We start from the raw sequence: 24,170 nt of genomic DNA, 5'->3' as shown, positions 1-24,170 counted from the left end.
ATGAGCAAGGTATCAAAAGGCCGGAAAATTCGGCTGGCTAAGGCGTGCATGCAGAACCGGCGCGTTCCTGCATGGGTAATGATTCGGACGAAGCGCCAGGTGGTATCCCACCCGAAGAGGCGCATGTGGAGAAGAAGCACGCTGAAGGTGTAGAGACATGGTCGAAGTCTTAAAAGAGCAGATCTATGTTGTCCCTCTTCGCAGCACCAGACGCGCTCCCCGGTGGAAGCGCTGCAATGTTGCGGTGAAGGACATCAGGGCGTACCTGGTCCGTCACATGAAGAGCGAGAACGTCAGGCTTGACAGCAGCATCAACGAGAAGGTCTGGGAGCACGGCAGCCAGAAGCCTCCGGTGCAGATCCGTATCCGTGCCATGAAGTTCGAGGACGGCCAGGTTCAGGCCGAACTCGCTGAGGAGTGAAATGCAAAGAACGATCGCCTTTGCCGCAGATCCCCATATCGGTGTCTTTGCGCGGGCCTTTGAGGAGTTCGCCGTCGTGCCGCCCACCGCACCCGACGCATTTGTGGCGGGCATAGCCGAGGCGCTCGACGTCGATGTTGTCAGGACAACCATTCAGGGGTCTTCGATCATCGGCTCGCTCCTTGCCGGGAACTCGAACGGCATGGTGGTCAGCGGTCTCGTGACCGAGGACGAACGTGCCGTCCTGGAGGAGTACGGCGAGGTGATGACCCTCGGAACCTCGATGAATGCAGCAGGAAATGTGATCCTCGCGAACGACCAGTTCGCGGCGGTGCATCCTGAGATGTCGATCGAGGAGGCTGAGGCGGTCGGGACGTTCCTCGGCGTGCCGGTCAGGCGCCTCACCTTCGGCGGGATCAAGACCGTCGGGATGGCGGCAGTCGCCACGAACAAAGGTGTGCTCATCCATGCGCGGAGCAGCGACACCGAGGTCGCCCGTCTTGTTGAATGTGCGGAAGGCCTCCAGATCGGGGCCGGGACTGTCAACATGGGCGGCGGCCTTGTGGGGACCGGCGTCCTTGCGAACAGCAAGGGGTATATTGCCGGGCTTGAGACCACCGGTTTTGAGCTTGGAAGAATAGAGGAAGTTTTTGGCTTTCTGGAGTGATGTATAATGGCTATGCAGAGTTATGAAATCACAGGTGCCTGCCTGATCGGCGACTCCTGGCAGCCCTTCACGAAGGTGGTCTCGGCCCCGAACGAGGATGTTGCCCGGGAACACGTCTTCACTGATATTGGCAGCAAACACCGCCTGAAGAGAAATTATATCTCAATCAAGGGCGTTACGGTAGTAGGTGAATAAAATATGGATGAGGCCGACCCGCGGGAGCTGCAGTCGCTCCAGTATTATCTGAACGAGTACGGACAGCAGGCAGAAGTCTTTGCCCGCCAGCTGGAGATGCTGGAGCAGCAGAGACTTGAGTCCCTCGCAGCGGTCGAGACCCTCCAGTCCCTGGGCGGTGCGGAGGACGGTACGGTTCTTCTCCCCCTCGGCGGCGGCGTCAGTGTCAGGGTGCAGGTGCCTGACCCGGATCAGGTGCTCGTCGCCATCGGGGCAGGGGTGACGGTCGGGCAGAGTTCCGCCGGGGCCGTATCCTATCTTGAAGACCGTGCTCGGGAGCTCGAAGCCTCTGAAAAGAAACTTTCCGAGACTATCGAGAAGATCCGGGCACAGATGAATGAAATCGCAGCCCGGCTCGATGCCGCCTACCGCCAGCAGCAAACGGCTCCGGGCAGGTAATCCCCATGTTTGAGGGCCTCAAGAACAAATTACAGAGCATCAGGGAGAAGTTCGGGAAATCCATCGGGGATGCGGCCGGCCCTGATGTGCGGGAAGTGGAGAAGCCGGTAGCAATCCCTGCACCGCAGCCCGAAACCGTATCAAAGCCTGTTTTGCCGGAGGCCCCGAAGGCCCCGGTCGAGCCTGAAAATGCCGTCCCCGTACCGGTCAAAATCGTGCCGGTCGAACCGAAGAAGCCTGAAGGACTGGTCTCCCGTTTCAAGTCTCTGGTGATCGAGCGCGAACTCGTCGTTTCTGAGAAGGACATTGAGGAACCTCTGACCGACCTTGAAATGGTCCTCCTGGAGAACGATGTCGCCCTGGAGGTCTCGGACGCGATCCTCGCCTATATGCGCGAGGACCTCGTCGGGAAGCACCGAAAGATCGGCACCTCCGTGGACGAGATCGTCAGCACGGCTCTTCGCGGGGCACTCCTCCGGGTGCTCGGGGACGGTTTCGACCTCCCTGCTTACATTGACAGCCACGAGAAGCCGGTGAAAATCCTGGTGACCGGCGTGAACGGCACCGGCAAGACGACGTCGATCGCGAAGATGGCCCATCACCTGATGGAAAATGGCTATTCTGTCGTGCTCGGCGCCGGCGATACGTTCCGGGCTGGTGCGATCGAGCAGATCGCGGAGCACGGCCGGAGGCTGAACGTCAAGGTGATCCACCATCAGGAAGGATCCGACCCTGCGGCTGTCCTCTTCGACACGGTGGACTATGCAAAGGCCCATGGGATCGACGTGGTGCTCGGCGATACGGCCGGGAGGTTCCATAACAGGAAGAACCTGATGAACCAGCTCGACAAGATCCGCCGGGTGGTGAAGCCTGACCTCGTCGTCTACGTCGACGAGGCGGTTGCCGGGAACGATGCCGTCGTCAGGGCGAAGGACTTCAACGACCTCGTCGGGACCGACGCTGTGATGCTCACAAAGGCCGACATGGACTCGCGGGGCGGTGCGGCCATCTCGATTGCCCAGACGATCGGGAAACCGATCCTCTTCCTGGGTACCGGCCAGGCGTACGGCGACATCGTGCCCTTCCGTCCGGCGACTGTCGTGGACGAACTCCTTGGAGTGGAAAAATAATGTTAGACTCGCTCAGTTCATCCCTGAAAGACGCGTTGAAGAAGATTGCAGGCAAGACGGTCGTCGACCGTGCGGCGGTGGAGGAGCTGGTGCGGAGTCTCCAGCGCGCCCTGCTGCAGGCAGACGTGAATGTCAAGCTCGTGATGCAGCTCTCCCAGTCGATCAAGACGCGTGCCCTTGAAGAAGAGCCGCCGAAAGGGATGAACGTGCGCGAGCACGTCCTGCGGATCGTCTACCAGGAACTGGTCGGCCTGATGGGCGGGGCCGGGAAGGTGGAACTTGTCCCGCAGATAATCCTGATGGCCGGTCTACAGGGGAGCGGCAAGACCACAACGACCGCGAAACTCGCCCGCTATTTCCAGAGGAAGGGTCTCAAGGTCGGGCTGGTCTGCGCCGATACCTTCAGGCCCGGTGCCTACAAGCAGCTCGCCACCCTTGCGGGGAAGATCAATGTCCCGATCTTCGGGGACCCGGACGAGACGGACGCCCTGAAGATCGTCCGCGAGGGGATAAAATACTTTGCCGGGGCGCAGGTCGTGATCATCGATACCCAGGGGCGCCACGCCCTTGAGGACGAACTGATCGAGGAGATCGTCAATATCAACGAGATCGCACGGCCCGAACACCGCTGGCTTGTCATCGACGCTGCTCTCGGTCAGCAGGCGTCCGAACAGGCGCGCCGTTTCAACGAGGCTATCGGGATCGACGGCGTGCTGATCACGAAGATGGACGGCACCGCCAAAGGCGGCGGCGCCCTCTCCGCGGTTTCGGAGACGAAGAGCGGGATCGTGTTCATCGGCGCCGGCGAGACGATCGACGACCTCGAACGCTTCGAGCCTGACGGATTCATCTCCCGTCTCCTCGGCATGGGCGACCTGAAGGCCCTGGCCGAGAAGGCCGAGGAAGTGATGGCCGACGAAGAGATGGACGTCAACGCCATGCTGCGGGGCAAGTTCACCCTGAGGGACATGTACAAGCAACTTGAGGCGGTGAACAAGATGGGGCCCCTCAAGCAGGTGATGTCCATGCTCCCTCTCGGCGGCCTCCAGATCCCCGACGACGCCTATGACATCACCTCGACCAAGATGGACCGGTACAAGGTGATCATGGACTCGATGACGAATGTCGAACTCGAAGATCCCCAGGTCATCTCGGGGTCGCATGTCCAGAGGATCTCCCGTGGCGCCGGCGTCTCTCCCGATGACGTGCGTGAACTCCTGAAATATTACCGGACCATGCAGAAGGCGTTGAAGGGTATGCGGGGGAGCAAGTTCTCCATGCAGCGCATGATGAAGCGCTTCGGGAAGATGCAGTAGATGAGACGTTTTGTGGTGGTCGGTCATCTCGCGTGCACCGACCCTGACTTTTCTTTGAACGACCTGCCGGGCGCCGGCAGGATGGACGAACTCTGCCGGTGCGTGGCAGCGTCTCTCTGCCTCTCCCACGGGATGAGGAAAGACGCAGAGTGCTGGCTTGTCCTCCTCGGGGCGCCGAAGGCGCCAAAGACGATCTGTTTTTCAGGCGACGGCATGAGAAATCTCAGCCCCGACGAGCGGAACATTGCCGGCCTCATCAGGAAGGCCCTTGCCCTCCCCTGCGGCACCGTCTTCCGGGAGTCAACTCCCGGGGTCTCGGTGCGCAAGGGAGGTCTTGCCGGGGTGCTCGCCGGCTGTGGGTGCGCGGTGCTCGACGAGGGGGGAGAGGACGTGCGGAAGGTTTCGTCCCTTCCCGACACCTTCCTCCTCTCCGACCACCTGAACTTTACCGATGAAGAACAGGAGGCGATAGCAGGGCTGCCGGCGTACTCCCTCGGCCCTGCCGTCCTCCATGCCGACCAGGCGATTGTGGTCCTGCAGAACGAGCAGGACAGGAGAGAGAGAGGATGGATCTGATCGAGACGGTCGGGGCGATCCTTGAGTATGGCCCGATCTGTGATCATTGCCTCGGGCGTTTCTTCGGGAAACGCTCGTTCGGGCTGTCTAATGATGAACGGGGGCATGCCCTGCGGACGGCATATGCCCTGGTGAAGAACGAGCCTTTTGCCGGAGAACCTGACGAGTGCTGGGTCTGCGGAAGGCTTTTCGACCATGTCGACCTCTGGGCCGAACGGGTCGTTGCGGCCGTGGAGGGGATCGAGCATGCAACCTTCCTTGTAGGGACGCGTGTGCCCCCCCTCATGGCCGAGAGCGAGGAGATGGTCTGGAGCGACCTCTCCCTCGCCGACCCCGAACCCCTGAAGTCGGAGGCGAACCGTGAGGTCGGCAAAGCGGTCTCGGCCCTGAACGGGAAGGTCGTCGACTTCAAGCGCCCCGACGTCGTCGCCATCCTGAACCTTGCAGAGGACAGGGTGGAGATCGAGATCAACCCGGTCTATTTCCGGGGCCGGTACTTCAAGTACGAACGGGGCATCCCGCAGACGCACTGGGACTGCCGGGTCTGCGGCGGCAAGGGGTGCGAGAGGTGTAATTTCACCGGGAAGATGTACGCCGACTCGGTCGAGGAACTCATCGGGAAGAGCGCGATGGAGGCATTTGATGCCGAGAACGCGGTTCTCCACGGTGCCGGACGGGAGGACATCGATGCCCGGATGATCGGGAGCGGTCGTCCTTTCGTGATGGAAATGATGAACCCCCGGAAGAGAGATGTGGATCTCGCCGAACTCGAGGCTGAGATCAACCGGTATGCCGAAGACCGCGTTGGGGTGAAACTGACCGGATGGAGTTCTCACTCCGAAGTGGAAACCCTTAAATCGAACAAAGCGCATAAAAAATACAGGATTCTCGTTGAGGTCGGTGGAGAGATCTCCATAGACGAACTCAGATCCGCACTTGTCCTGTTGAACGGGGCAGTGATCCACCAGCGCACCCCACAAAGGGTTGCACACCGGAGGGCCGATCTGATCCGGGATCGCCAGGTGATCGACATCCAGTCGCCCGGGATGCAGGATGGCAGGTTTGTCATCGAGGTCGTCGGCGAGGCCGGACTGTATATCAAGGAACTGGTCTCGGGCGACAGCGGGCGGACGAATCCCAGTCTTGCCGGGATCCTGGGCAAAGACGCTCATGTAACCAGCCTCGATGTAGTGCTGGTGGAAGAACCAGGGAGTGGTGAATGCAATGGCACATCATAACGGTCCAAGGAAGAAGACACGGTATAAGTTTAAGAAGGATCTCAGACGCCGCGGTCTGGTCCCTCTCACGGCAGTGATCCAGAAGTTCGAGATGGGGCAGAAGGTCCACATTGTCTGTGAACCGAGCATCCAGAAAGGAATGCCCCACCGCAGGTTCCACGGGAAGACCGGCACCGTTATCGGCCAGCGCGGCCGTGCATGGCTTGTCGAGATCCCGGACGGAAATGCAACGAAGATTGTAATTTCGAGACCACAACATCTAAAGCCTCAGAGGCAATAAATCTGCACGAGTGATTGGCATGAAGGTTAAAGGAGTTATCAGCGAAGAGCGGGTCACCCTCCCTGATATGAGGGATCAACTCTCTCGGGTTGACGCAAAGCGCCGTGAGGCAGGGCAGGAGATGTCCTATGAACTCCGCCAGAGCATTGAGCATGCCAATCACCTTTCCAAGACGACAGCGGAACAGTCCCGTGCCCTGGTGGACTCCCTTCTCGCCCTTGAAAAGATGAAACCCGACATCGCCTACCGGATCGCCAACATCATGCCCCAGTCAAGGGACGAGTTGAGGGCGATCTACGCCAAAGAGCGGTACACGCTCACCGGCGAGGAACTCGATGCTATTCTGGAGATGGTGATCACCCACCTCTGAGGGGTTTCTATGAAGGCTGAGAAAAAGGAGATCTACGCAGTAGTTGTGGATGTACTTCTTCAGGGACGTGCTGACGACCCGAAACCGGTCTTCAAGCGCGATCCTATCGTGCAGGCGGTCGGGACCGACCAGTTCAAGCTCCTTGAACTGATCCCGAAGAAGGGCGCCGATATCCAGATCCATGATACGGTCTATATCGGGGACGAGGCGCGGGACAAGGTCGAGCGGGTGAAACGCCGGATCGGGTTATCCGATCTGACGAACATGGCCCGGCTCGAACTCCCCTTTGCTATCGAGACGATCGTGAAGGCGAACGAGGCACGCTTCGTTACGTTCTTCAATACGGCCGTCCCGATCACGCCGAAGCTCCACATGTTCCACCTGTTGCCGGGCGTCGGAAAGAAACTGATGTGGGAACTTATTCAGGAAAGGGAGAAGAAGCCCTTTGAGAGCTTCGAAGATATCTCTCTCCGGATCAAGTCCCTGCCAGGCCCGGTGAAGCTGATCGTCGGACGGGTGCTCGAGGAGCTCGAGGATCCTGAGGTGAAGTACCGTCTCTTTACGGCAAAATGAAGGCACGGCACGACCAGCATTTCCTCACCGACCCGCGGGCAGTCAGGCGGATCGTCGCCCTCGCTCCTGTTTCCGGACGGCGGGTGCTCGAGATCGGGCCCGGCGAGGGGGTGCTGACCGCCGAACTTCTTTCGGCCGGGGCGAATGTCGTCGCAATCGAACTCGACGGCGCTCTGGTCGAGGATTTGTCCTCCCGTTTTGCCGTGGAGATGGCGTCTGGTCGGTTTGAACTGGTCCATGGCGACGCCGTGAAGATCCCGTATCCGTCCTTCGATATTGTCGTTGCGAATCTTCCCTATTCTGCGTCGTCCCCGATCACCTTCCGCCTCCTTGACGTGGGCTTTGAGAGTGCGGTGCTGATGTACCAGCGCGAGTTTGCCGAGAGGATGGCGGCGCGGGTCGGGACGCCGGAGTGCGGGCGTCTCTCGGTGATGGTCCAGACGTACGCCGACGTGGAACTCTGCTTCAACCTCAAGCCCGGGGCTTTCTCCCCGCCGCCGCAGGTCGCCTCGACGGTGGTCCGCCTCACGCCGCACGAACCGCCATACTATATTGCCGACCGCGGGGTGTATGCCGACGTGGTGCGGGAACTCTTCTCCCACCGGAGGAAGACGGTGCGGAACGGTCTCCGCGGGGGGCGTGCCGCTCTCGGCACGGAGAACGTGGAGAGGGCGGTCCGAGAACTCCCTGAGGAGATCCTCTCGATGCGGCCTGAGGAGTTGTCCCTGATGCTCTTTGCGATGATCGCGAATCTCTGCGTGCCTGAAGAGTGAGTTTTTCCGTCATCCGGGTACAGACCCGGACTCCCGCACTGCCCTCCGATCCCCATTCCCGCTCGCACTCCTGAGGGCCTCCGCGACTCCGGGGTGAGGAGATCGGTTCCGGTGGGAGCGTGCGCCCGATGGGGATCGGGCCATTTTCTTTTTTCCGACGCGAAGACTAATTGATCATAATCGACATATATTGTATTAAATATACAATTGGTCGTGGATGCCCGAACAGGCGTCCCGCGGGAGGTCGGGCATATTCGTTCTGCATGCAAGGCCCGGTTCCTCGTATGCCCCTGAATGGTTTCGGGTGTCACCGCGGATGGTCGCTGCAATCCGCGGCCTTCCGGGGAGATTCAGAAAGAGGTGTGAAGATGAAGACAGAATTAGGCTTTGTGCTGGCGGCACTGCTGCTTGCGACCACGAGTATGTCGGCGGGCGCCGTGCCCGGAGGACCGGACGGGATCGCGGTCCTGCCCGCAATACCTGTGGGGAATATGTCCACGGGCGGCGACGGCGATACGGCAGGCGTGTCTGGTGTGGGGCCTCTCACCGCTCTGGCAGGACAGAACACCTTCACGGCGACGTACACTCATGCCAACGACAGGAAATATGACGGGCAGGGAGCAATTTTCCGTCTGACAGTCTATGACGCGAACGGCGTGGCGCACACGACCGAAAAAAAGGTTGACTCCGCGGTCAGCGGTGAAATCAGCGTGACTTTCAATTCGCAGGGCAGCGGCGATGCCCAGTATGAACTGTGGTGCGAGACGCACGACCTCTTCGATAGGGAGACGGCATCGGCCCTTGACTACACCGATCTCGACTATGTCTGAAGGGTGATCTGTGTGAATGGCAAAATACTGTGCAGCATTGTCCTGGTCCTCGTCCTTGCCGGTGCCCTGGCATACGTGACCTCGTACGCCCGGGAGGATGTCATCGTGAATACCACCGATTCCGGCGGCAGGGTCGTCTTTCATGACAACGACTCCCATGGCACCTTCCACCTCGGTGTGGCTTCTGCCGACTTCAAGAAAAATGCAGTTTTTTCGAGTTCTTTCTCTTCAATCGAGACGGGGACGGGAACGAGCACCTTCACCGCCGTATGGAAGAGTAGCCGGGGGAACACATTCGGTGGTGCGAAGACGGCCGTCTTCACCCTGACGGTCTGGGATCCCGCAGGGGTGCCGGACAGCACTACCCGGGAGTCGCGGAGTGTCTCTTCCGGGGCGCTGAGCGTCTCCTGCTCCCCGCATGGGTCCGGAGAAGGCCGGTTTTTGCTCACGTCGACCATCTATGAGAGCAGGCTGAATTTCTCGACTCCCCTCTTCACATGAAAATTGCTGTGCGTCGGGGACGGCAGTTCTGGATCGCGTCCCTTCCGGGAATGTGCATGAATGAGGTGAAAAAATCATGGAATGGAAAAAAGTAATCGGGCCGGCTGGTGCTGCCCTTGTCGGCCTCCTCCTCGTCTGCATGGCGGCAATGCCGGTCAGTGCGGAGGAGGGGCCGGTGGTCGAGGTTATCGACGGCGGCTCTCTCCTGATCGACGAGAACGGAGGTCTTCACTGCACTGCCTTGGCGGGCACATTCTTCCGCCCCTCTCCACCCGCGGCGACCTACCAGGTTGTGGTGCACTACGAATACAGGGACTCCAACGACGTAATCGGGCAGACGGCGACATTCCGGCTGAAAGGGCCGGACGGTACGGTGGTCGAGCAGTCCGTGCCCGACATCCCGCTCCTCAATAGCAACAGGAAAGGAACGCTGTCGGTGAACATCACGCCCGCCGATCCGGGTGAGTACCACTGGGACATCGAGTGCAGCGAGGGCGCGGATAGCGCTTCGTCACGCGGGGACCTCATCTTCAGGTAGGGTAGGGACATCTCGAATGTCAGTACCCTCTCTCCACCCTCTCAGGTCGCCGCGATCCTGCTTCTCGTCGTCATGGGGATATCTCTGCGACGGCAGAGGTCGGGGAGTATAATGGAGATGTCATATGGTAGCAGAACGAGTCTTTATCGTGGCCAGGAAAGAGTTCGCCGACCACCTCACCGGCAGGAAGTTCCTGGTGATCCTTGCGTTTTTCCTGATGTTCGCCCTTGCCGGCATGCAGCAGGGGATCGATCGGTACAACCAGAACCTTGAGTCATATAACGAACAGGTACAGCTTGCAGAGGATGCCGCCGGGCCTGCGGGCGTGATGCCGGAGAGACCGTCGGTCCTGTTCATTCTCTCTGCTCTACTCAATTCCCTGGTCGTTTTCGGGGGCATCCTTGCGATTGCAATCGGGTTCGACCTTGTCTCGAAGGAGAAGGAGACCAGAACACTTCAGATGCTCCTCTCCCACCCGGTGTACCGGGACGAGGTGATCAACGGCAAGGCCCTCGGCGGGAGTGCCGCCCTCGGGGTCGCACTGGCGCTGGCATTCGCCGTCACCCTCGCCGTCCTCCTCCTCCTCTCGATCGTGCCGACGCCGGGCGAGTTCGTCTCCATCGGGGTCATCGGGATCGTATACTTCCTCTTCCTGCTTGCGGTCTTCACCCTTGCCCTCTTCCTCTCGGTCGTCGTGAAAGAGAGCGGGCATGCGGTGGTCTATGGTCTGGCCCTCTTCCTTGCCCTCTCGTACGTGCTGCCCCTCTTCGGGACGTCTCTCGGAGACGCGGTTGCAGGGGAGATGCCACAGATGCCGGAGATGCCGATTGACGGGAGGGACGCGGACGGGGTGATCTACATCTCATCCGACCCGGCGGCGCTGGAGGCGTACGAGGAGGAGTGCGATCGGTATGATCAGGAGATGGAAACATATCAGGCAAAAAAAAGATTTGTGACAGATTCGGTCAATTTTTTCTCCCCAGTGGCAAGTTGTTGTGCCGTGACCTCGACGGTTATCTATCCCTCTGATATGCCGCCAGAAGATGCGGCAGGCCGGATCTGGGGGGGTATTGCGGCTCTGGTCGTCTTTGCGTCGGTCTTTTTCGCCCTTGCGTACGGGAAGTTCATGCGCATGGACCTCCGGTGACCTGATGGGTCCATCGGTGCCCTTCCAGGCGACTGATGCGAAGACGATTCGCACAAAACACTTTTATAACCCTGTGTCGTATTTTACGCCATGGATGCCTGACCTGGCGCTTTTTTGGGCTGAAACGCGATATCATCCCCCACCCGGAGGCATTCGAGGTGTCGACATGGAAGTAGATAATAGCATGCACCCGGAAAAGTATCTCCCCCTGATGAGCGGGGCGCTCCTCCGCCCGGCCCGGACCTTCAGGGATGTGCGGGAGGAGACAGATAGAACAATTCTCGGCTACGGCCTCGGGCTCATCAGTATCAATCTCGTCCTGACCCTTCTTCTCTGGACGACCGGCCGCACGCAGGGTCTTCAGGTGGCGGTGGTGGTTGCATCCCTCCTGCTGGTGCCGGTCGGCGCTCTCTGGTTCTATATCTGGATATACGCCGCCGGTGGCCGGGAGGGGATGGGGAGCACCTTCCGTCTGGTCCTTGTTGCCCTGACCCCCGCGGCCCTTCTTGGCTGGATGCCCGGTGTTGCCCTGCTCGGTTTCCTCTGGTCTCTCGTCATCCTCTTCGTGGGCCTGCGGGAGATGCACCGCATCCCGGCGCCACGGGCGGTTGCCGTCCTACTCCTCGCCTGCGGCATCCCCCTCGTCCTTCCGGCCGTCATCGCCATGCTCCCCGGCTTCACGGTTGTCTGGCCGACAATCTGGCAGGTCACCTGGGTCTGAGGGGCGTCTCCCGACAGTGAAGAAGATGAGTGCCCATGAGAAAGACAGCAATCGTGTGCCTCGGCCTATCCCGGCGACGATGGCTGTGACCGTTGGCGCAGTCGTGAGATGGCGCAGTCGTGAGATGGCGCAGTCGTGAGATGGCGCAGTCGTCAGGCTACGGCCGACTCCTCGTCCCGCCCTGTCCCGTCTTCCCCGAGGGTCGCATCCCTGAGGGCCCTGGCGGCCACGCTCGTGAGGCGGTACCTGGTCGCCCTGCCGTCCCTCTCAGACGCGGCGATCCCGTCGGCGATGAGGCGCTTCATGTGCCAGGCGACTGTGGGCCCGGCGACGCCGACGGCCTCTGCGATCTCCGACTGGGAGAGGTCGGGTGTCTCCAGCAGGAGGGCCAGGATCTGCTCTTCTGTCGGGCTCCTGAGGTGGAGGAGAATGGTCTGCTCCATCGTTCCGCAGGCGTTTTTGCTCTCAAAATAGCCGGTCAGGCTGTCCCTGCGGACGGCTCTGACCAGGCGCGCCGCCCTGAGACGGACGAGGTGGTACTGTGTCGTGCCGCGGCTGATCCCTGTCGCCTGCACGATCTCCGCAAACGAGATGCCCGGACTCTCCCTGATGCATGTATAGATCGCCTTTCTCTTCTCGTTGTCGAGGGGGTGGCGCCTTCGGTCCCTGGCGGCGATGACGATGGCGCCGCTGAGGGAGAAGAGGATCTTTATGATGGGGTGGGCCCATTCGGGGCTGTGGACGAGAGTTAAGACCGTGAGCAGTTGCATGGGCGGGACCGCCCACCAGGGCACGAGCACTTCGTCGTCCACATTGATCGCATCGGCGGGAACTTCCGCTGGCTCCGGCTCGACGACGATCTTCGCCGCCGCGGGGTTTCCGGCGACGAAGAGGACGAGGAGGAGCAGGAGGGCGATACGGCTTATTCTTTCCATGATACCGGGCCGGGGACGATCGTACCCGTGCAGGTTAATCGGGGAGACGGCCCTTAAACTTTCTGAGCCGATCGTCTTTCCGTCCCCCGTCGGGGAGACGGACGTTTCAAAAGTCACATATACCGAAATATCGTACGGCGGTTCATGCACCCCTTCACCGCCGCCGTCCTCCTCTTTACCGTCGCCGTGCTCGTTTTCGGCCTCTGGTTCTTCTTCCCCTCCCTGAAGGGGAGAGGGGACGGCATCTCACGCCCGGAGTATGCCTGGTTTGTCGTCTGCCTCATTCTCATCGCCTTCATCACTCCGGTCATCTCCATCACCCTGACCTTCTTCTTCCAGTGGCTCGCCGACCCCGCTCATCTTGATTTCTGGTCATGGCTGGTCCTCGTCCTCCTCCTGACTGTCATCCCCGCGGCGGTGCTGGTCTTCGGCATCAGGGAGATCGTGCGCCTGCGGGCCGGAAAAATCCCCGACAGAGAGACGATCCGCACAGAAGGGATATATAATTCAGGAAGAGAGTGTGCTCCATGGACACCAGTGGCCTGTGGTTTCTCCTTCTGGTCATCGGCATCGTGGCCTGTGCCACCGGCTGCATGACGCCGGCGGACACAACACCTCCTGCAATGACACCGCTCCCTATGGAAATGCCCACACTGCGGCCGGCGACATCCGCCGATCTTCCCGACTTCGACTATGCACACGTCCCGGTCATCTCCCCCGGTGGCACTGACTGGATGACGACGAACGCCTCGTACGTTGCCAGGACCGCCCTGAGGGACGAGGCGGCACGGGCGATGTACCTCGACGGCGGCACTGTCAAGGGGGTGCTCCTCTCCTGTCACCCGACGCCCTTCCCCTCGTCAGGGGACGGGTGCGCCCCGGCACTCAGGATCGCGAACGAGACGGCGGTCGTCGATTTCCTGGTCGATGAAGAGGAAGGGAGGGTGGTCTCGACCGTGACCGGGATCAGGGGAGGTGCATGAGGTCGGGACGAAGAGAGGAATTCATCTCCAGGATGAGGGAGAAGATCTCCCTTCAGGCAATACTGTGTTCATCTCCAGATGCCTGAGCGATCTCAGGAGCACCGGAAGCGGCGGCACGCTCCTCCCTGAGCACCGCAGCAGCCTTGGGTTCGAGAGCATAACACATCGATCGTCCGTCCCGCCATGAAGAGACGACAGAACCCATCCGTTTCATATGCCAGGCAACTGCGGATCGTGAGAGGTCGAGTGTTTCTGCAATCCGACTCTGGTTGATACCCGGACGCTGAATGAGGAGACAGAGAATCTTTCGTTCGGTCCGGTTCCGAAGACATATCAGCACCTGCTGCTCTATCGTACAATACCCCTGACTGGGGAGGAAGTATCCGCTCTGCCCCTCAACTCGCGAGGATACAAGAAAGCCCTCTTTCCTCAGCACCCAGAGGTGATACTGAACTGTCCCGGCGTTGCTCTCGATCTCCTTCACGATTTCAGAGAAGGGGATGCCCGGGTTCGTCCGGATGCACGCGATGATCTCTGAACGGATCGGGTGGCTGAGCAGGTTCTTGCCCTGCCGGTATCTGACGCCAAGGACTGCAATGTAGATAAGTACAATATGGAGGGTAGAGGGTGCCACCAGAAGAGGGATAAAGCAGATAAGGAGAAGAAAATCGGAGAATGCATGGGCCACCGGGAGCCCGGGGATAGATGCGTAACTGGAATCATCCCACGCCGGATCCTCATCGGAGACATATGCCGGATCGAGAAGATAGCGGTCGGCAGATCCCGGGCCAATGAGAACCAGAAGTATAAAAAAGGAGACGAGAGTTACCCTCAGGCTGGACACACGCTCCAGACCCCTGCAGTTCATGAGAGTTTGTGCTGCATGGTGAAGTCCTCGGTTCCTTCGACATCCTCTCCAAAGACTCTATAGTACCATCTACCAGGCGCTATTCCAAAGGAGTTGGAGAAGGAAATACAGGTGCACCCATCTGTTATGCCGTCGTCGCTGTCATAATATGTCCCGATAGGGGAAAGAGGATCGTAGACGGTCAGAGCAAGAACATCAGACGTGTCTCCCCAGTCCAGTTTTAGCGCTATCTTCTTTGTTCCCAGCGGTACATCGGCGTAAAACCATTCGATTCCATTCTGGCTGATGTTATATGTCTGGGACTGTATGGAGACAGAATCGAGCGCATCGATAAATTCGTCGTATCCCGTGGTCACGAGATAGTTCCTATCCTCAGCAAGGTTTGCCGCAGCACCTGCCGGCACCAGTAGCAAGGCGCAGAGCAGTGCCGTTACAATCAGCATCTTTGATCTCATACAAAGGAGGGGTGACCGATACGACTATTAAAGGTATTGATGCAATCATTTAACATTCGGATGGTTTAAGATGGTTCATCACACCATTGGAAGATGAAAAAGATGAAATACTGAAAATAATTCAAGGATGAGATAAAAAGCGTCGCAGAGCCCCGGCGCGCTATCAATATGATAAAAATATCCGAAATGAGAGGGATATAACCTGGCAGCAAGAGGGGAGAGGGTCTTTTAAAATCCACAGGGATAAGTCGGAGGAGACCCAACCCGAGAGGCAGGAATGGAGTACCAGCACGACCAGGTCTACGAACCCGCGGAGGACACCTTCCTCCTCCGCGCCGCCGCCCTCGCGGAGGTGCGGCCCGAGGACCGCATCCTCGAAGTGGGGTGCGGGAGCGGGGCGGTTACGGCGGCCCTCCTCGGCCGGGCGGGGAGCGTCGTCGCCACCGACATCAACCCCCATGCGGCCCGGGCGGCGCGGGAGCGGGGCGTCGAGACGGTGCGGACCGACCTGATGGCAGGGGTTCGCGGCCCCTTCGACCTCGTCCTCTTCAACCCGCCGTACCTCCCGACCGCACCGGAGGAGAGGATCGATGACTGGCTTGAATACGCGCTGGACGGCGGCCCGAGCGGGAGGGAGACGATCGAGCGCTTTGCCGCCGACGTCGGGCGGGTGCTTGCGCCCTTCGGCCGCATCCTCCTCCTCGTCTCCTCCCTGACCGATCCCGATGAAGTGCGGAAACTCTTTTCAGGCTTCGGTTATATTGTGCTCCTCGCTGCAGAGGAGAGGGTTGAGGACGAGGACCTTATCGTGCTGCGGATCAGCCGCGACCTCTGCCGCTGTGCCGGGTGTGATGATTAACATCTGCAGAGCCTGAAGACCCGTGCGGGACAGAGATCCTGGACCTGCGCCCGCGCCGAGCGTCCTGGTTTCCCTCAGTTTAGAGATCTCACCAATTTTTCGCGTCCTCTTTTTTAGATGAAGGATCGTCGATGTATTTCCCGCAGTGTGGGCAGACCTGCTTTTTCCTGTGCCTGTTTCTGATCTCGTCACCGAAAGCCGAGGCAAGGATGCCAGCAGGGAGGGCGAACATGCCGATGCCGAGGACGGCGATGCATCCCCCGAGGAATCTGCCGAGCGGGGTGATCGGGTAGACGTCGCCGTAGCCGACGGTGGTGAGGGTCGCCACCGCCCACCACATCGCCATCGGGATGCTGGAGAAGGCATCGGGTTGGGCGTCGTGCTCGACGAAGTACATCCGGGTCGATGTGATCACAAGGAGGACGACGAGCACGAACCCCACGACTGTGAGCGCCTCCCTCTCGGCGCTGAGCACACGGCCCAGGGTCTTGAGGGCATCGGAGTAGCGGTAGAGTTTCAGGAGCCTGAAGATCCTCAGGATCCTGAGCATCCGCAGGACGCGGAGGTCGAGGGGCAGGACCATCGGCAGGTAGAAGGGGAGGACCGCAAGAAGGTCGATCACCGCCATCGGCGTGGCGGCAAAGCGTGCTCGCCCGCCGATACCCCGGAATGTCGGGTTGCAGGGTGCCGTCCAGAGGCGGAGGAGATATTCGACGGAGAAGACTGCCACAGAAAAGACCTCGAAGAGATCGAATGCCGACCGGAAGGCGAGGTACAATGGTTCGTCGGTGGCAAGGATCACCGCGGTGACATTGAGGAGGATGAGGGCGGCGATGAAGACACCAAAGACGCTCCCGGCGATGCCTCCTGCGGGAGTGCTCTCAAGAATATTGTAGACCCGGTCTCTGAGCATCTATAGTATACTTTTTTCCGGGATGAGGTATGGGTTTATCGCCGGGGAAAGCCCCCGACTCTCAGTTCAGTCCGTGCTCCTGGAAGCAGGTAGTATAGTGCGTGTCGCTCCCCCTGATATGGCCCGCGACCCAGTCACGCAGGAACTTCATCACCTCAATGGAGAGACCGAGACGTCCGCCGGCATATGCCTCCTGAAAATCCGCGACTTTTGCGACAAAGGCGTCGTGTTCCTTCTTGTGGGAGGCGTAGGCGGGATACCCGAATTTTTGCATGTACTCTTCTTCGGCGGTGAAGTGGTACTGCGTGTACGCCGCAAGTTCTCCAAGAGTCTTTTCGAGAGCGTCCTTCCCCTGCCCGGAGCGCATGGCGTCGTGGAGTGCGTTGATCAGGGCGACGAGTTTCTTGTGCTGTTCGTCGATCTCGGAGACGCCGACAGAGAGGTCGTCTGACCAGTTCATGTATGCCATAGAATATTGTTCGCCTTTGTACTAATTATATCGTCCGGTCAGGGAGGGGTCCTGGCGGACTTCATCGGATCTCGTTGTCCCATTTTTCGGAACACGTTTGCTCCTGATCCTGATAGGGCGTTCCATCAAAAAGAAAGGATAATGTCGGTCAGGACCGACTCACGCATACCAGTCTCAGAGGGCGACGTATGAATGTTTCCAGATGCATGATCATAGCGCAGAAGGAGTTTGCCGACCACCTCACCAGCAAACGCTTCTTTGTCATCCTGGCGCTCTTCCTGATCATCTCGGTCATCGGGATCTCCCAGGGTATCGGAGAGTACGACAGAGACCTTGCAGCGTACCAGGAAAAGATAGCGGCTGTTGAAAGCAGCGGAGTAACCGGGTGGATGCCCGACAGACCTTCTGTGCTCTCCATATATTCCTCCATCTCAGACCAGATCGTCATTATCGGGGCGGTCCTTGCGATCGCGGTGGGTTTCGATCTGGTCTCAAAGGAGAAAGAGACGAAGACACTCAAGACCCTCCTCTCCCACCCGATCTACCGTGACGAGGTGATCAACGGCAAGGCGATCGGCGGGGGTGCGGCGATCGTCCTCGCAATTGGGCTGGCCCTCCTTGTCTCCCTTGCAATGCTCCTCATCGCCGGCATCATTCCGACCGTCGACGAGTTCTCCGCCATCGTCACCTTCGGGGCGGCCTCGATCCTCTTCCTCCTCATCTATTTCTCCCTCGCCCTCACCCTCTCCACTCTTGCACGGGACAGCGGGAGCGCGCTCATCGCCACCCTCGTCGTCTTCATCATCCTCTCCTCTCTCCTGCCTCTCGCAGGTGAGATCACCATCGATGCATGGGCGGGTGAACGACCAGATCCTCCGTACGTGCAGAAGATCATAATGTCCGAAAGCGGGGCCATGATCCCGGTCGGTACGGATGAACAGGACCCCCAGGGAGAAGAAGAGGCGCTGAAGACGTACGAGGCCGAAGCAAAGGTATACTATGAGAAGAAAGCGGCCGTCACCGCCATCGTCGAGGCGGCTTCCCCGCAGACCAATTATAAAAAGATCACGGAGGCGGTCATCGATCCCTATCGCGTCGTAAAGATGCAGAACAGTCCGCAGGGCCCGTTCGGAATAACTGTCACCGACCCGGACGCCACGCCGCCGCACTTCACGGATGTCCTCGCAGGCCTCTGGGGGAACATCGCCCTGCTCCTCGCCCTTCTGGGCGTGCTCTTTCTCTCCGCCTACCTCTATTTCATGAGGATGGATGTGCAATGAGACTCCGGAACAGGCACTGACATGCCCCCTCCCTGCCCCTCTCAGACGATATATTCCAGCAGGATAAGGGCGAGGAAGAAGATGGCGGCGATTTTTACGCCGTCATAGAAAGAGTACCGCATCTGTGTCCGGTTTATCTCATCCTCATCGGGCGGCGGCGGGAGTTCCTCCTCCGACTCGACGACAAAAGACCCGGTGTAGCCGCACCTCTTGCACCTGTACATCGTCCCGGCATAGCCGCCGAGCACCTGGTAGAGGTCGGTGCTCCCGCACTTCGGACACCTGAGCATGGGGGAGACTCTCCCTCTCTCTTCATCAAGCTTTGCCCGCCCCAAACCTCTTAAACGCGGAGGGCGCGATTGATCGGTTGATCACAGCATGGGAGCGACTCTCGTTGAAAAGATCTTCTCTTCCCGGTGCGGGAAGGAGATAGAGGCAGGCGATGTGGTGATGGCGGCCGTGGACCGCGCGATGATCCATGACATCACCGGCCCCCTTGCCATTCAGAAGTTCAGGGAGATGGGCGGAGAGAGAGTCTTCGACCCGGCGCGGATCGTGATGCTCTTCGACCACCAGGTGCCGGCCGACTCCATCCAGGCGGCCGAGAACCAGAAGTTCATGCGGGAGTTCGCGCTCGGGCAGGGCATCCACAACTACGACCTCAGGGAGGGCGTCTGCCACCAGGTGGTCCTGGAGAAGGGGCACGCGGCCCCCGGCGAGATCGTCGTCGGTTCTGACTCGCACACCTGCATGTACGGCGCGGCAGGCGCGTTCGCGACCGGCATCGGCTCGACTGACATGGGCTTCGTCCTCAAGTTCGGCGCCCTCTACTTCAGGGTGCCGGACTCGATCCGTGTCGAGGTGAACGGCGCCTTCGCCCCCTGTGTCGGGGCAAAGGACCTCATCCTCTCGATTGCCGGGGACATCGGCGCGGACGGCGCCACCTACCAGGCCCTGGAGTTCACCGGCGAGACCTTCAGGGCGATGCCGATGGCCGGGCGGATGACCTGCGCCAATATGGCGATCGAGATGGGGGCGAAGGCCGGGATCGTCCCGCCCGATGCAGTCACGCGTGAATACATGCAGGCCCGCCGGCCAGACGCCGCCGGCTTCGACCTGGCGAGCGACGGGGACGCCACCTATGCGGAGTGGCGGGAGTACGAGGTCGCCGACCTCGTGCCGCAGGTTGCGGTCCCCCACAATGTGGACCATGTCGTCGGCGTCGACGAGGTCGCCGGCACCCACGTCGACCAGGTCTTCATCGGTTCCTGCACGAACGGCCGGTACGAGGACTTTGCCGAGGCCGCCGAGGTCCTCGGCGACAGAAAATTCTCCGACGAGGTGCGGGTGATCCTGATCCCGGCCTCGAAGGAGGAGTACCTGAAGACACTCAGGGCCGGACTGATCGAGCGTTTCGTCGAAGCGGGCGCCCTCGTTGAGGCGCCGTGCTGCGGGCCGTGCATGGGCGGGGCCTTCGGCCTCCTCGCGCCGGGCGAGGTCTCCCTCTCCACCTCGAACAGGAACTTCAGGGGGCGGCAGGGGAGCACGGAGGCCGGGGTCTACCTCTGCTCTGCGGCGACGGCGGCGGCGAGTGCGGTCACCGGCGAGATCACCGACCCGAGGGAGGTGTGACGATGCGGATCTGGATATTCGGCGACGACATCGACACGGACGCGATCATCCCGGGGAGGTTCCTCACCGAGTACGACCCCGGGAAACTTGCGGAGCACGTCTTCGAGGGGACGAGGGACGACTTCAGGGAGGGGGTCAGGCCCGGCGACGTCGTCGTCGCGGGCAGGAACTTCGGCTGCGGGTCCTCTCGGGAGCACGCCCCCCTCGCCCTCCTGGGTGCGGGGGTGAAGGTCGTCGTGGCAGAATCCTTCGCCCGGATCTTCTACCGGAACGCGGTGAACACGGGCCTCCTCCCCCTCGTCTGCCCGGATACGGGGGCGCTCCTCGAAGGGCACGAGATAACGGTCGACCTCGCGGACGGGTCCATCGAGTCTGACGGCGTCAGGTACCCGGTCGAACCGGTGCCACCCTTCATGCAGGCAATCGTGGACGCGGGCGGACTGGTCGAATACGCAAAGGAGATGAAAGAGGTGGAACTGTGTACAGGGTCGCGGCGATAGGCGGCGATGGCATCGGGCCGGAGATCCTCGACGAGGGGAAGAAGGTCCTCGATGCCGCGGGGGAGAAGTACGGCTTCGATATCGGGTGGACGGACTTCGATATCGGGGCAGAGAGGTACCTGGAGACCGGGGTGCTGATCACGGAGGAGGAACTGAAGGAACTCTCCGGGTACCCGGCGATCTATTTCGGCGCCATCGGCGACGACCGCGTGAAGCCCGGCATCCTGGAGAAGGGCATCCTCCTGAAGATGCGCTTCTTCTTCGACGAGTACGTGAACCTGCGGCCGATCCGCCTGTTGCAGGGGGTCCAGACCCCTCTCGCCGGCAAGGGGCCCGAGGACATCGACTTCGTCGTGGTGCGGGAGAACACCGAAGACTTCTATGTCGGAATCGGCTCGCGCTTCAGGAAGACGGAGAAAAAGGAACTCGAAGTCGTCCGCGACCTCTACTCGGTGAAGTTCGGCCTCGACGTCGAGAGCGACGCCGAGGAGATCGCCTACCAGATCGGCGTCCTCTCCCGCGAGGGGTGCCGGCGGGTGATGGAGTACGCCTTCGACCTGGCCGGGAGGCGGCAGAGGCGGGTCACCTCTGTCGACAAGGCGAATGTCCTCTCCGACGTCTACGGCCTCTGGCGGGAGGTCTTCTCCGAGGTCGCCGGGCGCCACCCGGGCGTGGCGACCGAGTTCACCTTCGTCGACGCCATGACGATGTGGTTTGTCAAGAACCCGGAGTGGTTCGACGTCGTCGTCACCCCGAATATGTTCGGCGACATCATCACCGACCTCGGGGCGATGATCCAGGGCGGCCTCGGCCTCGCGCCCGGCGGGAACATCAACCCGAAAGGGACCTCGATGTTCGAACCCATCCACGGGTCGGCCCCGAAATATAAGGGCCTCGGCGTCGCAAACCCCATCGCCACCATATGGGCCGGGGCCCTCCTCCTCGACCACCTCGGCGAACCGGAGGCGGCAGAAGGGATCGTGCGGGCGATCGAGGGGACGATCCGGGACGGTGTCGTGACCCGCGACCTCGGCGGCGCGGCGAAGACCGCGGACGTCGGCGACCACATAGCGGCGCTGGTCAGGGAATAAACTTATTTTTCGTGATGCCGTGAAAACTCCCTGAAAATCCAGACGGTGCCGGGAAGGACGTACAAAAAGATTTTGTGATGGATTTCCGGCCCTCACGCAGGGAGGGGCGCCGGCCATGCCTCATACCCCTTCCCGAACTCGGCGACCATGGAGTCCATGAACTCGCGGGCAAGGTCGGGGTGGGGGGCGGAGTTCGGGACAGTCGCCGCATAGACAATCGGGGTCCCGACGCGGTCGCTCCCTATGGAGCCGAAACGCTGGAAACCGAGGTTGACGACGACGTCCCGATACCCCTCCTGGTGCTCCGCAGACCCGAGGTCGATCTCTGGCGGCAGGGTGACGTACCGCAGACCATGCTCCTTCGCGACGCTCAGGTACTCGAAAGCATAGTCCACACCGCCTGTCTCGACGAGAGAGAGGAGGAAGATGCTGCCGTCGCGTATCCTGACCTTCCCGGTCTCCTGCTTGAGCACCTCGGGGAGGGTGATGGACGTGACGCCGTCCTTTTCTTCCACCGTCACGTTTGGTCTGAGGTGATCGCCGAGGACGGCGTCGAAGAGGCCATCGTCCCGGTAATATCTCTCTGCCAGGATCGTCACCATCAGTGCCCGATAACCTGCGGCGTCGAGCATCGGGTTCGAGATCCCGACGACGACGTCGGGCCTCGACAGCACGTCATGCCAGTTTTCGGAAGAGATCTCGTCCGCATACCTGCTCTGGTTCGTGAACGCGATCACGACCCTGTTGGTGGCAAAGGTGGTGTACGCGTCGGTGTAGTTCCCCTCACCCCCCTCGACTGGCCTGTACATCAGGTCGGGGATGAGGGCCTCGTCCGCGACGACCACCAGGTCAATGTCGCGGTGGAGGTCTGTCACCTGCCTGATGCACTGGATGCTCCCGTGCGCCTCTACCTGCACGTCCACGCCAGGGTGGGACGCCTCGAACTCCGTCTCCAGGTCTTCGAAGGGGCCGACAAGACTGCCTGCGGGCACGACCTTCAGCACAGTCTGTTCGTCCCCCGTCCCCGTGCACCCTGCCGCGAGGAGGAAGCAGGCAAGGGCAAGGAATATGATCCCCTTTTTCATGGCGTCTTGACCTCGATCCTGTCGACCCACTTCACCCAGGTGCTCCCCTCGGTGACGACGCCCGGTTCTGCCGTTCCGACGACGATCCGCAGGGGCCCGCCGTCCTCATTCGTGATCGCCGTGCCATTGAACTCGTAGGCGAGGACGACGGTGAGGGCAGGCGAGGGTATCTCCTTCAGATCCTCGTTGAGGGTGATGAAGCCCTCACCATGCACCTGCTCGTCGTCGAAGACCCAGAGGTAACCGTCAGGCGCCGAGACCCAAGCCTGCCCTCCCACAGGGATGCCGCCGACCAGGTCTGCAAGATCGGTGACAGGCACGCCCTTCACCGTGTACGGCCCGTACGTGATCCCGGTCGTGGAGACGGCATAGCCGTAGCCCTCCCAGGCCGGCAGGGCCCTGATATCTTTCATGGAAAGCACCTTCTCGCCGTCGCCGACAAGGGTCAGGTTCCATGCCGGGTCGTCCTGTGCGGTGGTGCCCGTGCACCCTGCAGCCGCGAGGGTGCAGAGGAGGAGACAGGCCGCCATTAGTCCCTGAACTGCCTTCATGGCGCCACCCTCCTCACGAAGAGGCAGAGAACGAGCGCCGTGAGCGTCGCAAAGAGAGGGGCAGGGCTCTGCGGTGCGGTCGTCGTCGGCGCCGCATCGCCGCTCCCCTGCAGAGACTTCACCGGGACGTTCTTCTTGCCCTGGTAGCCGCCTGCATAGACCCTGACCTCGTCGATCCACTTCACCGTGTAGCCCGAGGTCGAGGGGTAGAGGTCGTTGAAGAGGTGGATAGCCTCGGGCGGGAAAGACTCGCGCATGTCCTGGTTGCCGAAGACGTGCTTCCCTTCGGGGTTGGTGGAGTTGTCGGCGAAGAAGACCAGGCGCATGCCCATATAGTAGTCAGGAGGGTATCCGACACCCTGCCTCTCGCCGACGGCGACCTCCTCGCCATTGTACCAGCAGAGGCCCATCGGCCCCTGCCTGGGTTCTGGCGTGCAGACGTTTGCGTAGTCGAACTCGACATGATAGCCGTCAGAGGCGCGGATCATCACCTCGTCGCCGGGCTGCATCCCGCCGACAAGGTCGCAGAGGTCCCTGACATCCGTGCCCTTCACTGCCCCGCGGTCCTTGAAGTTCGTGGTCTCGTTCCTGTCCCACTGGGCCTCCTTGTCCTCGGCGAAGACTGGGCCTTGGTGGTAGTAGTGAGTCGTACCGTCGCCGAGGATGGGGAGGTTCGCCTCCATCCACAGGTAGTCAACGGTCGTCTCATTAAGCACCGTGGTGCCGTCGTCTGCAAATTTTACCACATGCACCGAGGTCGTCGGTGCGGCCTGCACCCCTGCGATACAGATACAGAGGAGCAGGAGCAGAAATACACTCTTTGTTACGTTCATAC

At 60.7% G+C, this 24,170-nt stretch carries 34 protein-coding genes; 25 read left to right on the top strand and 9 right to left on the bottom strand.

Annotated features, from left to right (window positions below; all coding sequences use genetic code 11):
- From BP869_RS07635 to BP869_RS07550, 18 genes are all read left to right on the top strand, one after another.
- The gene (locus BP869_RS07635) at positions 1–153 is read left to right on the top strand and encodes a 50S ribosomal protein L39e (RefSeq protein ID WP_083523350.1); all 153 of its coding nucleotides are present in this window, start codon (positions 1–3) and stop codon (positions 151–153) included.
- A gap of 4 nt (positions 154–157) precedes the next feature.
- Positions 158–421: a 50S ribosomal protein L31e gene (locus BP869_RS07630; RefSeq protein ID WP_342678408.1), complete on the top strand. Its 264-nt coding sequence runs from the start codon at positions 158–160 to the stop codon at positions 419–421.
- 1 nt (position 422) lies between these two features.
- Positions 423–1,088 (top strand): translation initiation factor IF-6, encoded by a 666-nt coding sequence (locus tag BP869_RS07625; protein ID WP_342678406.1) that lies wholly within the window; start codon positions 423–425, stop codon positions 1,086–1,088.
- 12 nt (positions 1,089–1,100) lie between these two features.
- The gene (rpl18a, locus tag BP869_RS07620; RefSeq protein ID WP_328585442.1) at positions 1,101–1,283 is read left to right on the top strand and encodes a 50S ribosomal protein L18Ae; all 183 of its coding nucleotides are present in this window, start codon (positions 1,101–1,103) and stop codon (positions 1,281–1,283) included.
- 3 nt (positions 1,284–1,286) lie between these two features.
- Entirely contained in the window at positions 1,287–1,721 is a 435-nt protein-coding gene (gene pfdA / locus BP869_RS07615; protein WP_342678402.1) for a prefoldin subunit alpha, read from the top strand.
- 5 nt (positions 1,722–1,726) lie between these two features.
- Positions 1,727–2,851, top strand: coding sequence for a signal recognition particle-docking protein FtsY (gene ftsY, locus BP869_RS07610; RefSeq protein ID WP_342678400.1), 1,125 nt, complete (start codon positions 1,727–1,729; stop codon positions 2,849–2,851).
- Entirely contained in the window at positions 2,851–4,167 is a 1,317-nt protein-coding gene (locus tag BP869_RS07605) for a signal recognition particle protein Srp54 (RefSeq protein ID WP_342678398.1), read from the top strand. The genes ftsY and BP869_RS07605 overlap by 1 nt, the downstream gene beginning before the upstream one ends.
- A complete protein-coding gene (trmY, locus tag BP869_RS07600) occupies positions 4,168–4,743 on the top strand; it encodes a tRNA (pseudouridine(54)-N(1))-methyltransferase TrmY (protein WP_342678396.1) in 576 nt (191 codons plus the stop codon).
- Positions 4,734–5,981 carry a tRNA pseudouridine(54/55) synthase Pus10 gene (locus BP869_RS07595; RefSeq protein ID WP_342678394.1) on the top strand — a complete coding sequence of 416 codons (1,248 nt, stop codon included), beginning with the start codon at positions 4,734–4,736 and terminating at the stop codon, positions 5,979–5,981. Before trmY ends, BP869_RS07595 begins: the two co-directional genes overlap by 10 nt.
- Positions 5,968–6,261, top strand: coding sequence for a 50S ribosomal protein L21e (locus BP869_RS07590; RefSeq protein WP_067049467.1), 294 nt, complete (start codon positions 5,968–5,970; stop codon positions 6,259–6,261). The genes BP869_RS07595 and BP869_RS07590 overlap by 14 nt, the downstream gene beginning before the upstream one ends.
- Before the next feature lie 19 nt (positions 6,262–6,280).
- Positions 6,281–6,631, top strand: coding sequence for an RNA polymerase Rpb4 family protein (locus tag BP869_RS07585; RefSeq protein ID WP_342678392.1), 351 nt, complete (start codon positions 6,281–6,283; stop codon positions 6,629–6,631).
- 9 nt (positions 6,632–6,640) lie between these two features.
- Complete coding sequence (locus BP869_RS07580) at positions 6,641–7,204, top strand: DUF655 domain-containing protein (protein ID WP_342678391.1); 564 nt, start codon at positions 6,641–6,643, stop codon at positions 7,202–7,204.
- On the top strand, positions 7,201–7,977 hold the full coding sequence (gene rsmA / locus BP869_RS07575; RefSeq protein ID WP_342678390.1) for a 16S rRNA (adenine(1518)-N(6)/adenine(1519)-N(6))-dimethyltransferase RsmA: 777 nt from the start codon (positions 7,201–7,203) through the stop codon (positions 7,975–7,977). Before BP869_RS07580 ends, rsmA begins: the two co-directional genes overlap by 4 nt.
- 368 nt (positions 7,978–8,345) lie before the next feature.
- Positions 8,346–8,807 carry a hypothetical protein gene (locus BP869_RS07570; RefSeq protein ID WP_342678389.1) on the top strand — a complete coding sequence of 154 codons (462 nt, stop codon included), beginning with the start codon at positions 8,346–8,348 and terminating at the stop codon, positions 8,805–8,807.
- Between the two features lie 12 nt (positions 8,808–8,819).
- A complete protein-coding gene (locus BP869_RS07565; RefSeq protein ID WP_342678388.1) occupies positions 8,820–9,308 on the top strand; it encodes a hypothetical protein in 489 nt (162 codons plus the stop codon).
- 76 nt (positions 9,309–9,384) lie between these two features.
- On the top strand, positions 9,385–9,846 hold the full coding sequence (locus BP869_RS07560) for a hypothetical protein (protein WP_342678386.1): 462 nt from the start codon (positions 9,385–9,387) through the stop codon (positions 9,844–9,846).
- A 124-nt stretch (positions 9,847–9,970) separates the two neighbouring features.
- Complete coding sequence (locus BP869_RS07555; protein ID WP_342678384.1) at positions 9,971–10,993, top strand: ABC transporter permease; 1,023 nt, start codon at positions 9,971–9,973, stop codon at positions 10,991–10,993.
- Between the two features lie 166 nt (positions 10,994–11,159).
- A complete protein-coding gene (locus tag BP869_RS07550) occupies positions 11,160–11,714 on the top strand; it encodes a YIP1 family protein (protein ID WP_342678382.1) in 555 nt (184 codons plus the stop codon).
- Between the two features lie 152 nt (positions 11,715–11,866).
- Here the strand turns inward: BP869_RS07550 and BP869_RS07545 are convergent, their stop codons facing one another.
- Complete coding sequence (locus BP869_RS07545) at positions 11,867–12,649, bottom strand: winged helix-turn-helix transcriptional regulator (protein WP_342678380.1); 783 nt, start codon at positions 12,647–12,649, stop codon at positions 11,867–11,869.
- Positions 12,650–12,793: 144 nt separating this feature from the next.
- Here BP869_RS07545 and BP869_RS07540 point away from each other — a divergent pair, with 144 nt between their 5' ends.
- Positions 12,794–13,246, top strand: a complete 453-nt coding sequence (locus tag BP869_RS07540; protein ID WP_342678379.1) for a hypothetical protein — start codon at positions 12,794–12,796, stop codon at positions 13,244–13,246.
- Positions 13,247–13,287: 41 nt separating this feature from the next.
- Positions 13,288–13,632, top strand: coding sequence for a hypothetical protein (locus BP869_RS07535; protein ID WP_342678377.1), 345 nt, complete (start codon positions 13,288–13,290; stop codon positions 13,630–13,632).
- A 52-nt stretch (positions 13,633–13,684) separates the two neighbouring features.
- Here BP869_RS07535 and BP869_RS07530 read toward each other — a convergent pair whose 3' ends face one another.
- Positions 13,685–14,266 carry a winged helix-turn-helix transcriptional regulator gene (locus BP869_RS07530; protein WP_342678375.1) on the bottom strand — a complete coding sequence of 194 codons (582 nt, stop codon included), beginning with the start codon at positions 14,264–14,266 and terminating at the stop codon, positions 13,685–13,687.
- 230 nt (positions 14,267–14,496) lie between these two features.
- Positions 14,497–14,943 (bottom strand): hypothetical protein, encoded by a 447-nt coding sequence (locus tag BP869_RS07525; protein ID WP_342678373.1) that lies wholly within the window; start codon positions 14,941–14,943, stop codon positions 14,497–14,499.
- Between the two features lie 289 nt (positions 14,944–15,232).
- On the opposite strand from BP869_RS07525, the gene BP869_RS07520 reads away from it, so the two are divergent.
- A complete protein-coding gene (locus tag BP869_RS07520) occupies positions 15,233–15,814 on the top strand; it encodes a HemK2/MTQ2 family protein methyltransferase (protein WP_342678371.1) in 582 nt (193 codons plus the stop codon).
- 88 nt (positions 15,815–15,902) lie between these two features.
- Here the strand turns inward: BP869_RS07520 and BP869_RS07515 are convergent, their stop codons facing one another.
- Positions 15,903–16,727, bottom strand: a complete 825-nt coding sequence (locus BP869_RS07515) for an ion transporter (RefSeq protein WP_342678369.1) — start codon at positions 16,725–16,727, stop codon at positions 15,903–15,905.
- A 61-nt stretch (positions 16,728–16,788) separates the two neighbouring features.
- Positions 16,789–17,196 (bottom strand): bacteriohemerythrin, encoded by a 408-nt coding sequence (locus BP869_RS07510; protein ID WP_342678367.1) that lies wholly within the window; start codon positions 17,194–17,196, stop codon positions 16,789–16,791.
- Between the two features lie 188 nt (positions 17,197–17,384).
- Here BP869_RS07510 and BP869_RS07505 point away from each other — a divergent pair, with 188 nt between their 5' ends.
- Positions 17,385–18,476: an ABC transporter permease gene (locus BP869_RS07505; RefSeq protein ID WP_342678365.1), complete on the top strand. Its 1,092-nt coding sequence runs from the start codon at positions 17,385–17,387 to the stop codon at positions 18,474–18,476.
- A gap of 41 nt (positions 18,477–18,517) precedes the next feature.
- Here the strand turns inward: BP869_RS07505 and BP869_RS07500 are convergent, their stop codons facing one another.
- A complete protein-coding gene (locus BP869_RS07500) occupies positions 18,518–18,766 on the bottom strand; it encodes a hypothetical protein (RefSeq protein WP_342678363.1) in 249 nt (82 codons plus the stop codon).
- Between the two features lie 88 nt (positions 18,767–18,854).
- Here BP869_RS07500 and BP869_RS07495 point away from each other — a divergent pair, with 88 nt between their 5' ends.
- Genes BP869_RS07495 through BP869_RS07485 form a run of 3 tightly spaced genes read left to right on the top strand, consistent with a single transcriptional unit; the run spans position 18,855 to position 21,699 of the window.
- The gene (locus BP869_RS07495) at positions 18,855–20,108 is read left to right on the top strand and encodes a 3-isopropylmalate dehydratase large subunit (protein ID WP_342678361.1); all 1,254 of its coding nucleotides are present in this window, start codon (positions 18,855–18,857) and stop codon (positions 20,106–20,108) included.
- Between the two features lie 2 nt (positions 20,109–20,110).
- A complete protein-coding gene (locus tag BP869_RS07490) occupies positions 20,111–20,608 on the top strand; it encodes a 3-isopropylmalate dehydratase small subunit (RefSeq protein ID WP_342678358.1) in 498 nt (165 codons plus the stop codon).
- The gene (locus BP869_RS07485) at positions 20,587–21,699 is read left to right on the top strand and encodes a 3-isopropylmalate dehydrogenase (protein ID WP_342678356.1); all 1,113 of its coding nucleotides are present in this window, start codon (positions 20,587–20,589) and stop codon (positions 21,697–21,699) included. Before BP869_RS07490 ends, BP869_RS07485 begins: the two co-directional genes overlap by 22 nt.
- A 92-nt stretch (positions 21,700–21,791) precedes the next feature.
- On the opposite strand, the gene wtpA is transcribed toward BP869_RS07485, so the two are convergent.
- The 3 genes from wtpA to BP869_RS07470 are packed head-to-tail and all read right to left on the bottom strand — an operon-like array spanning position 21,792 to position 24,168.
- Positions 21,792–22,784, bottom strand: a complete 993-nt coding sequence (wtpA, locus tag BP869_RS07480) for a tungstate ABC transporter substrate-binding protein WtpA (RefSeq protein WP_342678354.1) — start codon at positions 22,782–22,784, stop codon at positions 21,792–21,794.
- Complete coding sequence (locus tag BP869_RS07475) at positions 22,781–23,335, bottom strand: molybdopterin-dependent oxidoreductase (protein WP_342678352.1); 555 nt, start codon at positions 23,333–23,335, stop codon at positions 22,781–22,783. Before BP869_RS07475 ends, wtpA begins: the two co-directional genes overlap by 4 nt.
- On the bottom strand, positions 23,332–24,168 hold the full coding sequence (locus BP869_RS07470) for an argininosuccinate synthase (RefSeq protein ID WP_342678350.1): 837 nt from the start codon (positions 24,166–24,168) through the stop codon (positions 23,332–23,334). The genes BP869_RS07475 and BP869_RS07470 overlap by 4 nt, the downstream gene beginning before the upstream one ends.
- Between the last annotated feature and the right edge of the window lie 2 nt (positions 24,169–24,170).

Source organism: Methanofollis sp. UBA420 (genome assembly GCF_002498315.1).
Classification (GTDB): Archaea; Halobacteriota; Methanomicrobia; order Methanomicrobiales; family Methanofollaceae; genus Methanofollis.
Note: the sequence above shows the minus strand (reverse complement) of the source record. Positions and strands in the feature narration are given on the sequence as shown.

Coding starts and splice junctions, on each gene's coding strand:
- BP869_RS07635 (WP_083523350.1), top strand. CDS start 1: ATGAGCAAGGTATCAAAAGGCCGGAAAATTCGGCTGGCTAAGGCGTGC.
- BP869_RS07630 (WP_342678408.1), top strand. CDS start 158: ATGGTCGAAGTCTTAAAAGAGCAGATCTATGTTGTCCCTCTTCGCAGC.
- BP869_RS07625 (WP_342678406.1), top strand. CDS start 423: ATGCAAAGAACGATCGCCTTTGCCGCAGATCCCCATATCGGTGTCTTT.
- rpl18a (WP_328585442.1), top strand. CDS start 1,101: ATGCAGAGTTATGAAATCACAGGTGCCTGCCTGATCGGCGACTCCTGG.
- pfdA (WP_342678402.1), top strand. CDS start 1,287: ATGGATGAGGCCGACCCGCGGGAGCTGCAGTCGCTCCAGTATTATCTG.
- ftsY (WP_342678400.1), top strand. CDS start 1,727: ATGTTTGAGGGCCTCAAGAACAAATTACAGAGCATCAGGGAGAAGTTC.
- BP869_RS07605 (WP_342678398.1), top strand. CDS start 2,851: ATGTTAGACTCGCTCAGTTCATCCCTGAAAGACGCGTTGAAGAAGATT.
- trmY (WP_342678396.1), top strand. CDS start 4,168: ATGAGACGTTTTGTGGTGGTCGGTCATCTCGCGTGCACCGACCCTGAC.
- BP869_RS07595 (WP_342678394.1), top strand. CDS start 4,734: ATGGATCTGATCGAGACGGTCGGGGCGATCCTTGAGTATGGCCCGATC.
- BP869_RS07590 (WP_067049467.1), top strand. CDS start 5,968: ATGGCACATCATAACGGTCCAAGGAAGAAGACACGGTATAAGTTTAAG.
- BP869_RS07585 (WP_342678392.1), top strand. CDS start 6,281: ATGAAGGTTAAAGGAGTTATCAGCGAAGAGCGGGTCACCCTCCCTGAT.
- BP869_RS07580 (WP_342678391.1), top strand. CDS start 6,641: ATGAAGGCTGAGAAAAAGGAGATCTACGCAGTAGTTGTGGATGTACTT.
- rsmA (WP_342678390.1), top strand. CDS start 7,201: ATGAAGGCACGGCACGACCAGCATTTCCTCACCGACCCGCGGGCAGTC.
- BP869_RS07570 (WP_342678389.1), top strand. CDS start 8,346: ATGAAGACAGAATTAGGCTTTGTGCTGGCGGCACTGCTGCTTGCGACC.
- BP869_RS07560 (WP_342678386.1), top strand. CDS start 9,385: ATGGAATGGAAAAAAGTAATCGGGCCGGCTGGTGCTGCCCTTGTCGGC.
- BP869_RS07555 (WP_342678384.1), top strand. CDS start 9,971: ATGGTAGCAGAACGAGTCTTTATCGTGGCCAGGAAAGAGTTCGCCGAC.
- BP869_RS07550 (WP_342678382.1), top strand. CDS start 11,160: ATGGAAGTAGATAATAGCATGCACCCGGAAAAGTATCTCCCCCTGATG.
- BP869_RS07545 (WP_342678380.1), bottom strand. CDS start 12,649: ATGGAAAGAATAAGCCGTATCGCCCTCCTGCTCCTCCTCGTCCTCTTC.
- BP869_RS07540 (WP_342678379.1), top strand. CDS start 12,794: ATGCACCCCTTCACCGCCGCCGTCCTCCTCTTTACCGTCGCCGTGCTC.
- BP869_RS07535 (WP_342678377.1), top strand. CDS start 13,288: ATGGAAATGCCCACACTGCGGCCGGCGACATCCGCCGATCTTCCCGAC.
- BP869_RS07525 (WP_342678373.1), bottom strand. CDS start 14,943: ATGCTGATTGTAACGGCACTGCTCTGCGCCTTGCTACTGGTGCCGGCA.
- BP869_RS07520 (WP_342678371.1), top strand. CDS start 15,233: ATGGAGTACCAGCACGACCAGGTCTACGAACCCGCGGAGGACACCTTC.
- BP869_RS07515 (WP_342678369.1), bottom strand. CDS start 16,727: ATGCTCAGAGACCGGGTCTACAATATTCTTGAGAGCACTCCCGCAGGA.
- BP869_RS07510 (WP_342678367.1), bottom strand. CDS start 17,196: ATGGCATACATGAACTGGTCAGACGACCTCTCTGTCGGCGTCTCCGAG.
- BP869_RS07505 (WP_342678365.1), top strand. CDS start 17,385: ATGAATGTTTCCAGATGCATGATCATAGCGCAGAAGGAGTTTGCCGAC.
- BP869_RS07500 (WP_342678363.1), bottom strand. CDS start 18,766: ATGCTCAGGTGTCCGAAGTGCGGGAGCACCGACCTCTACCAGGTGCTC.
- BP869_RS07495 (WP_342678361.1), top strand. CDS start 18,855: ATGGGAGCGACTCTCGTTGAAAAGATCTTCTCTTCCCGGTGCGGGAAG.
- BP869_RS07490 (WP_342678358.1), top strand. CDS start 20,111: ATGCGGATCTGGATATTCGGCGACGACATCGACACGGACGCGATCATC.
- wtpA (WP_342678354.1), bottom strand. CDS start 22,784: ATGAAAAAGGGGATCATATTCCTTGCCCTTGCCTGCTTCCTCCTCGCG.
- BP869_RS07475 (WP_342678352.1), bottom strand. CDS start 23,335: ATGAAGGCAGTTCAGGGACTAATGGCGGCCTGTCTCCTCCTCTGCACC.
- BP869_RS07470 (WP_342678350.1), bottom strand. CDS start 24,168: ATGAACGTAACAAAGAGTGTATTTCTGCTCCTGCTCCTCTGTATCTGT.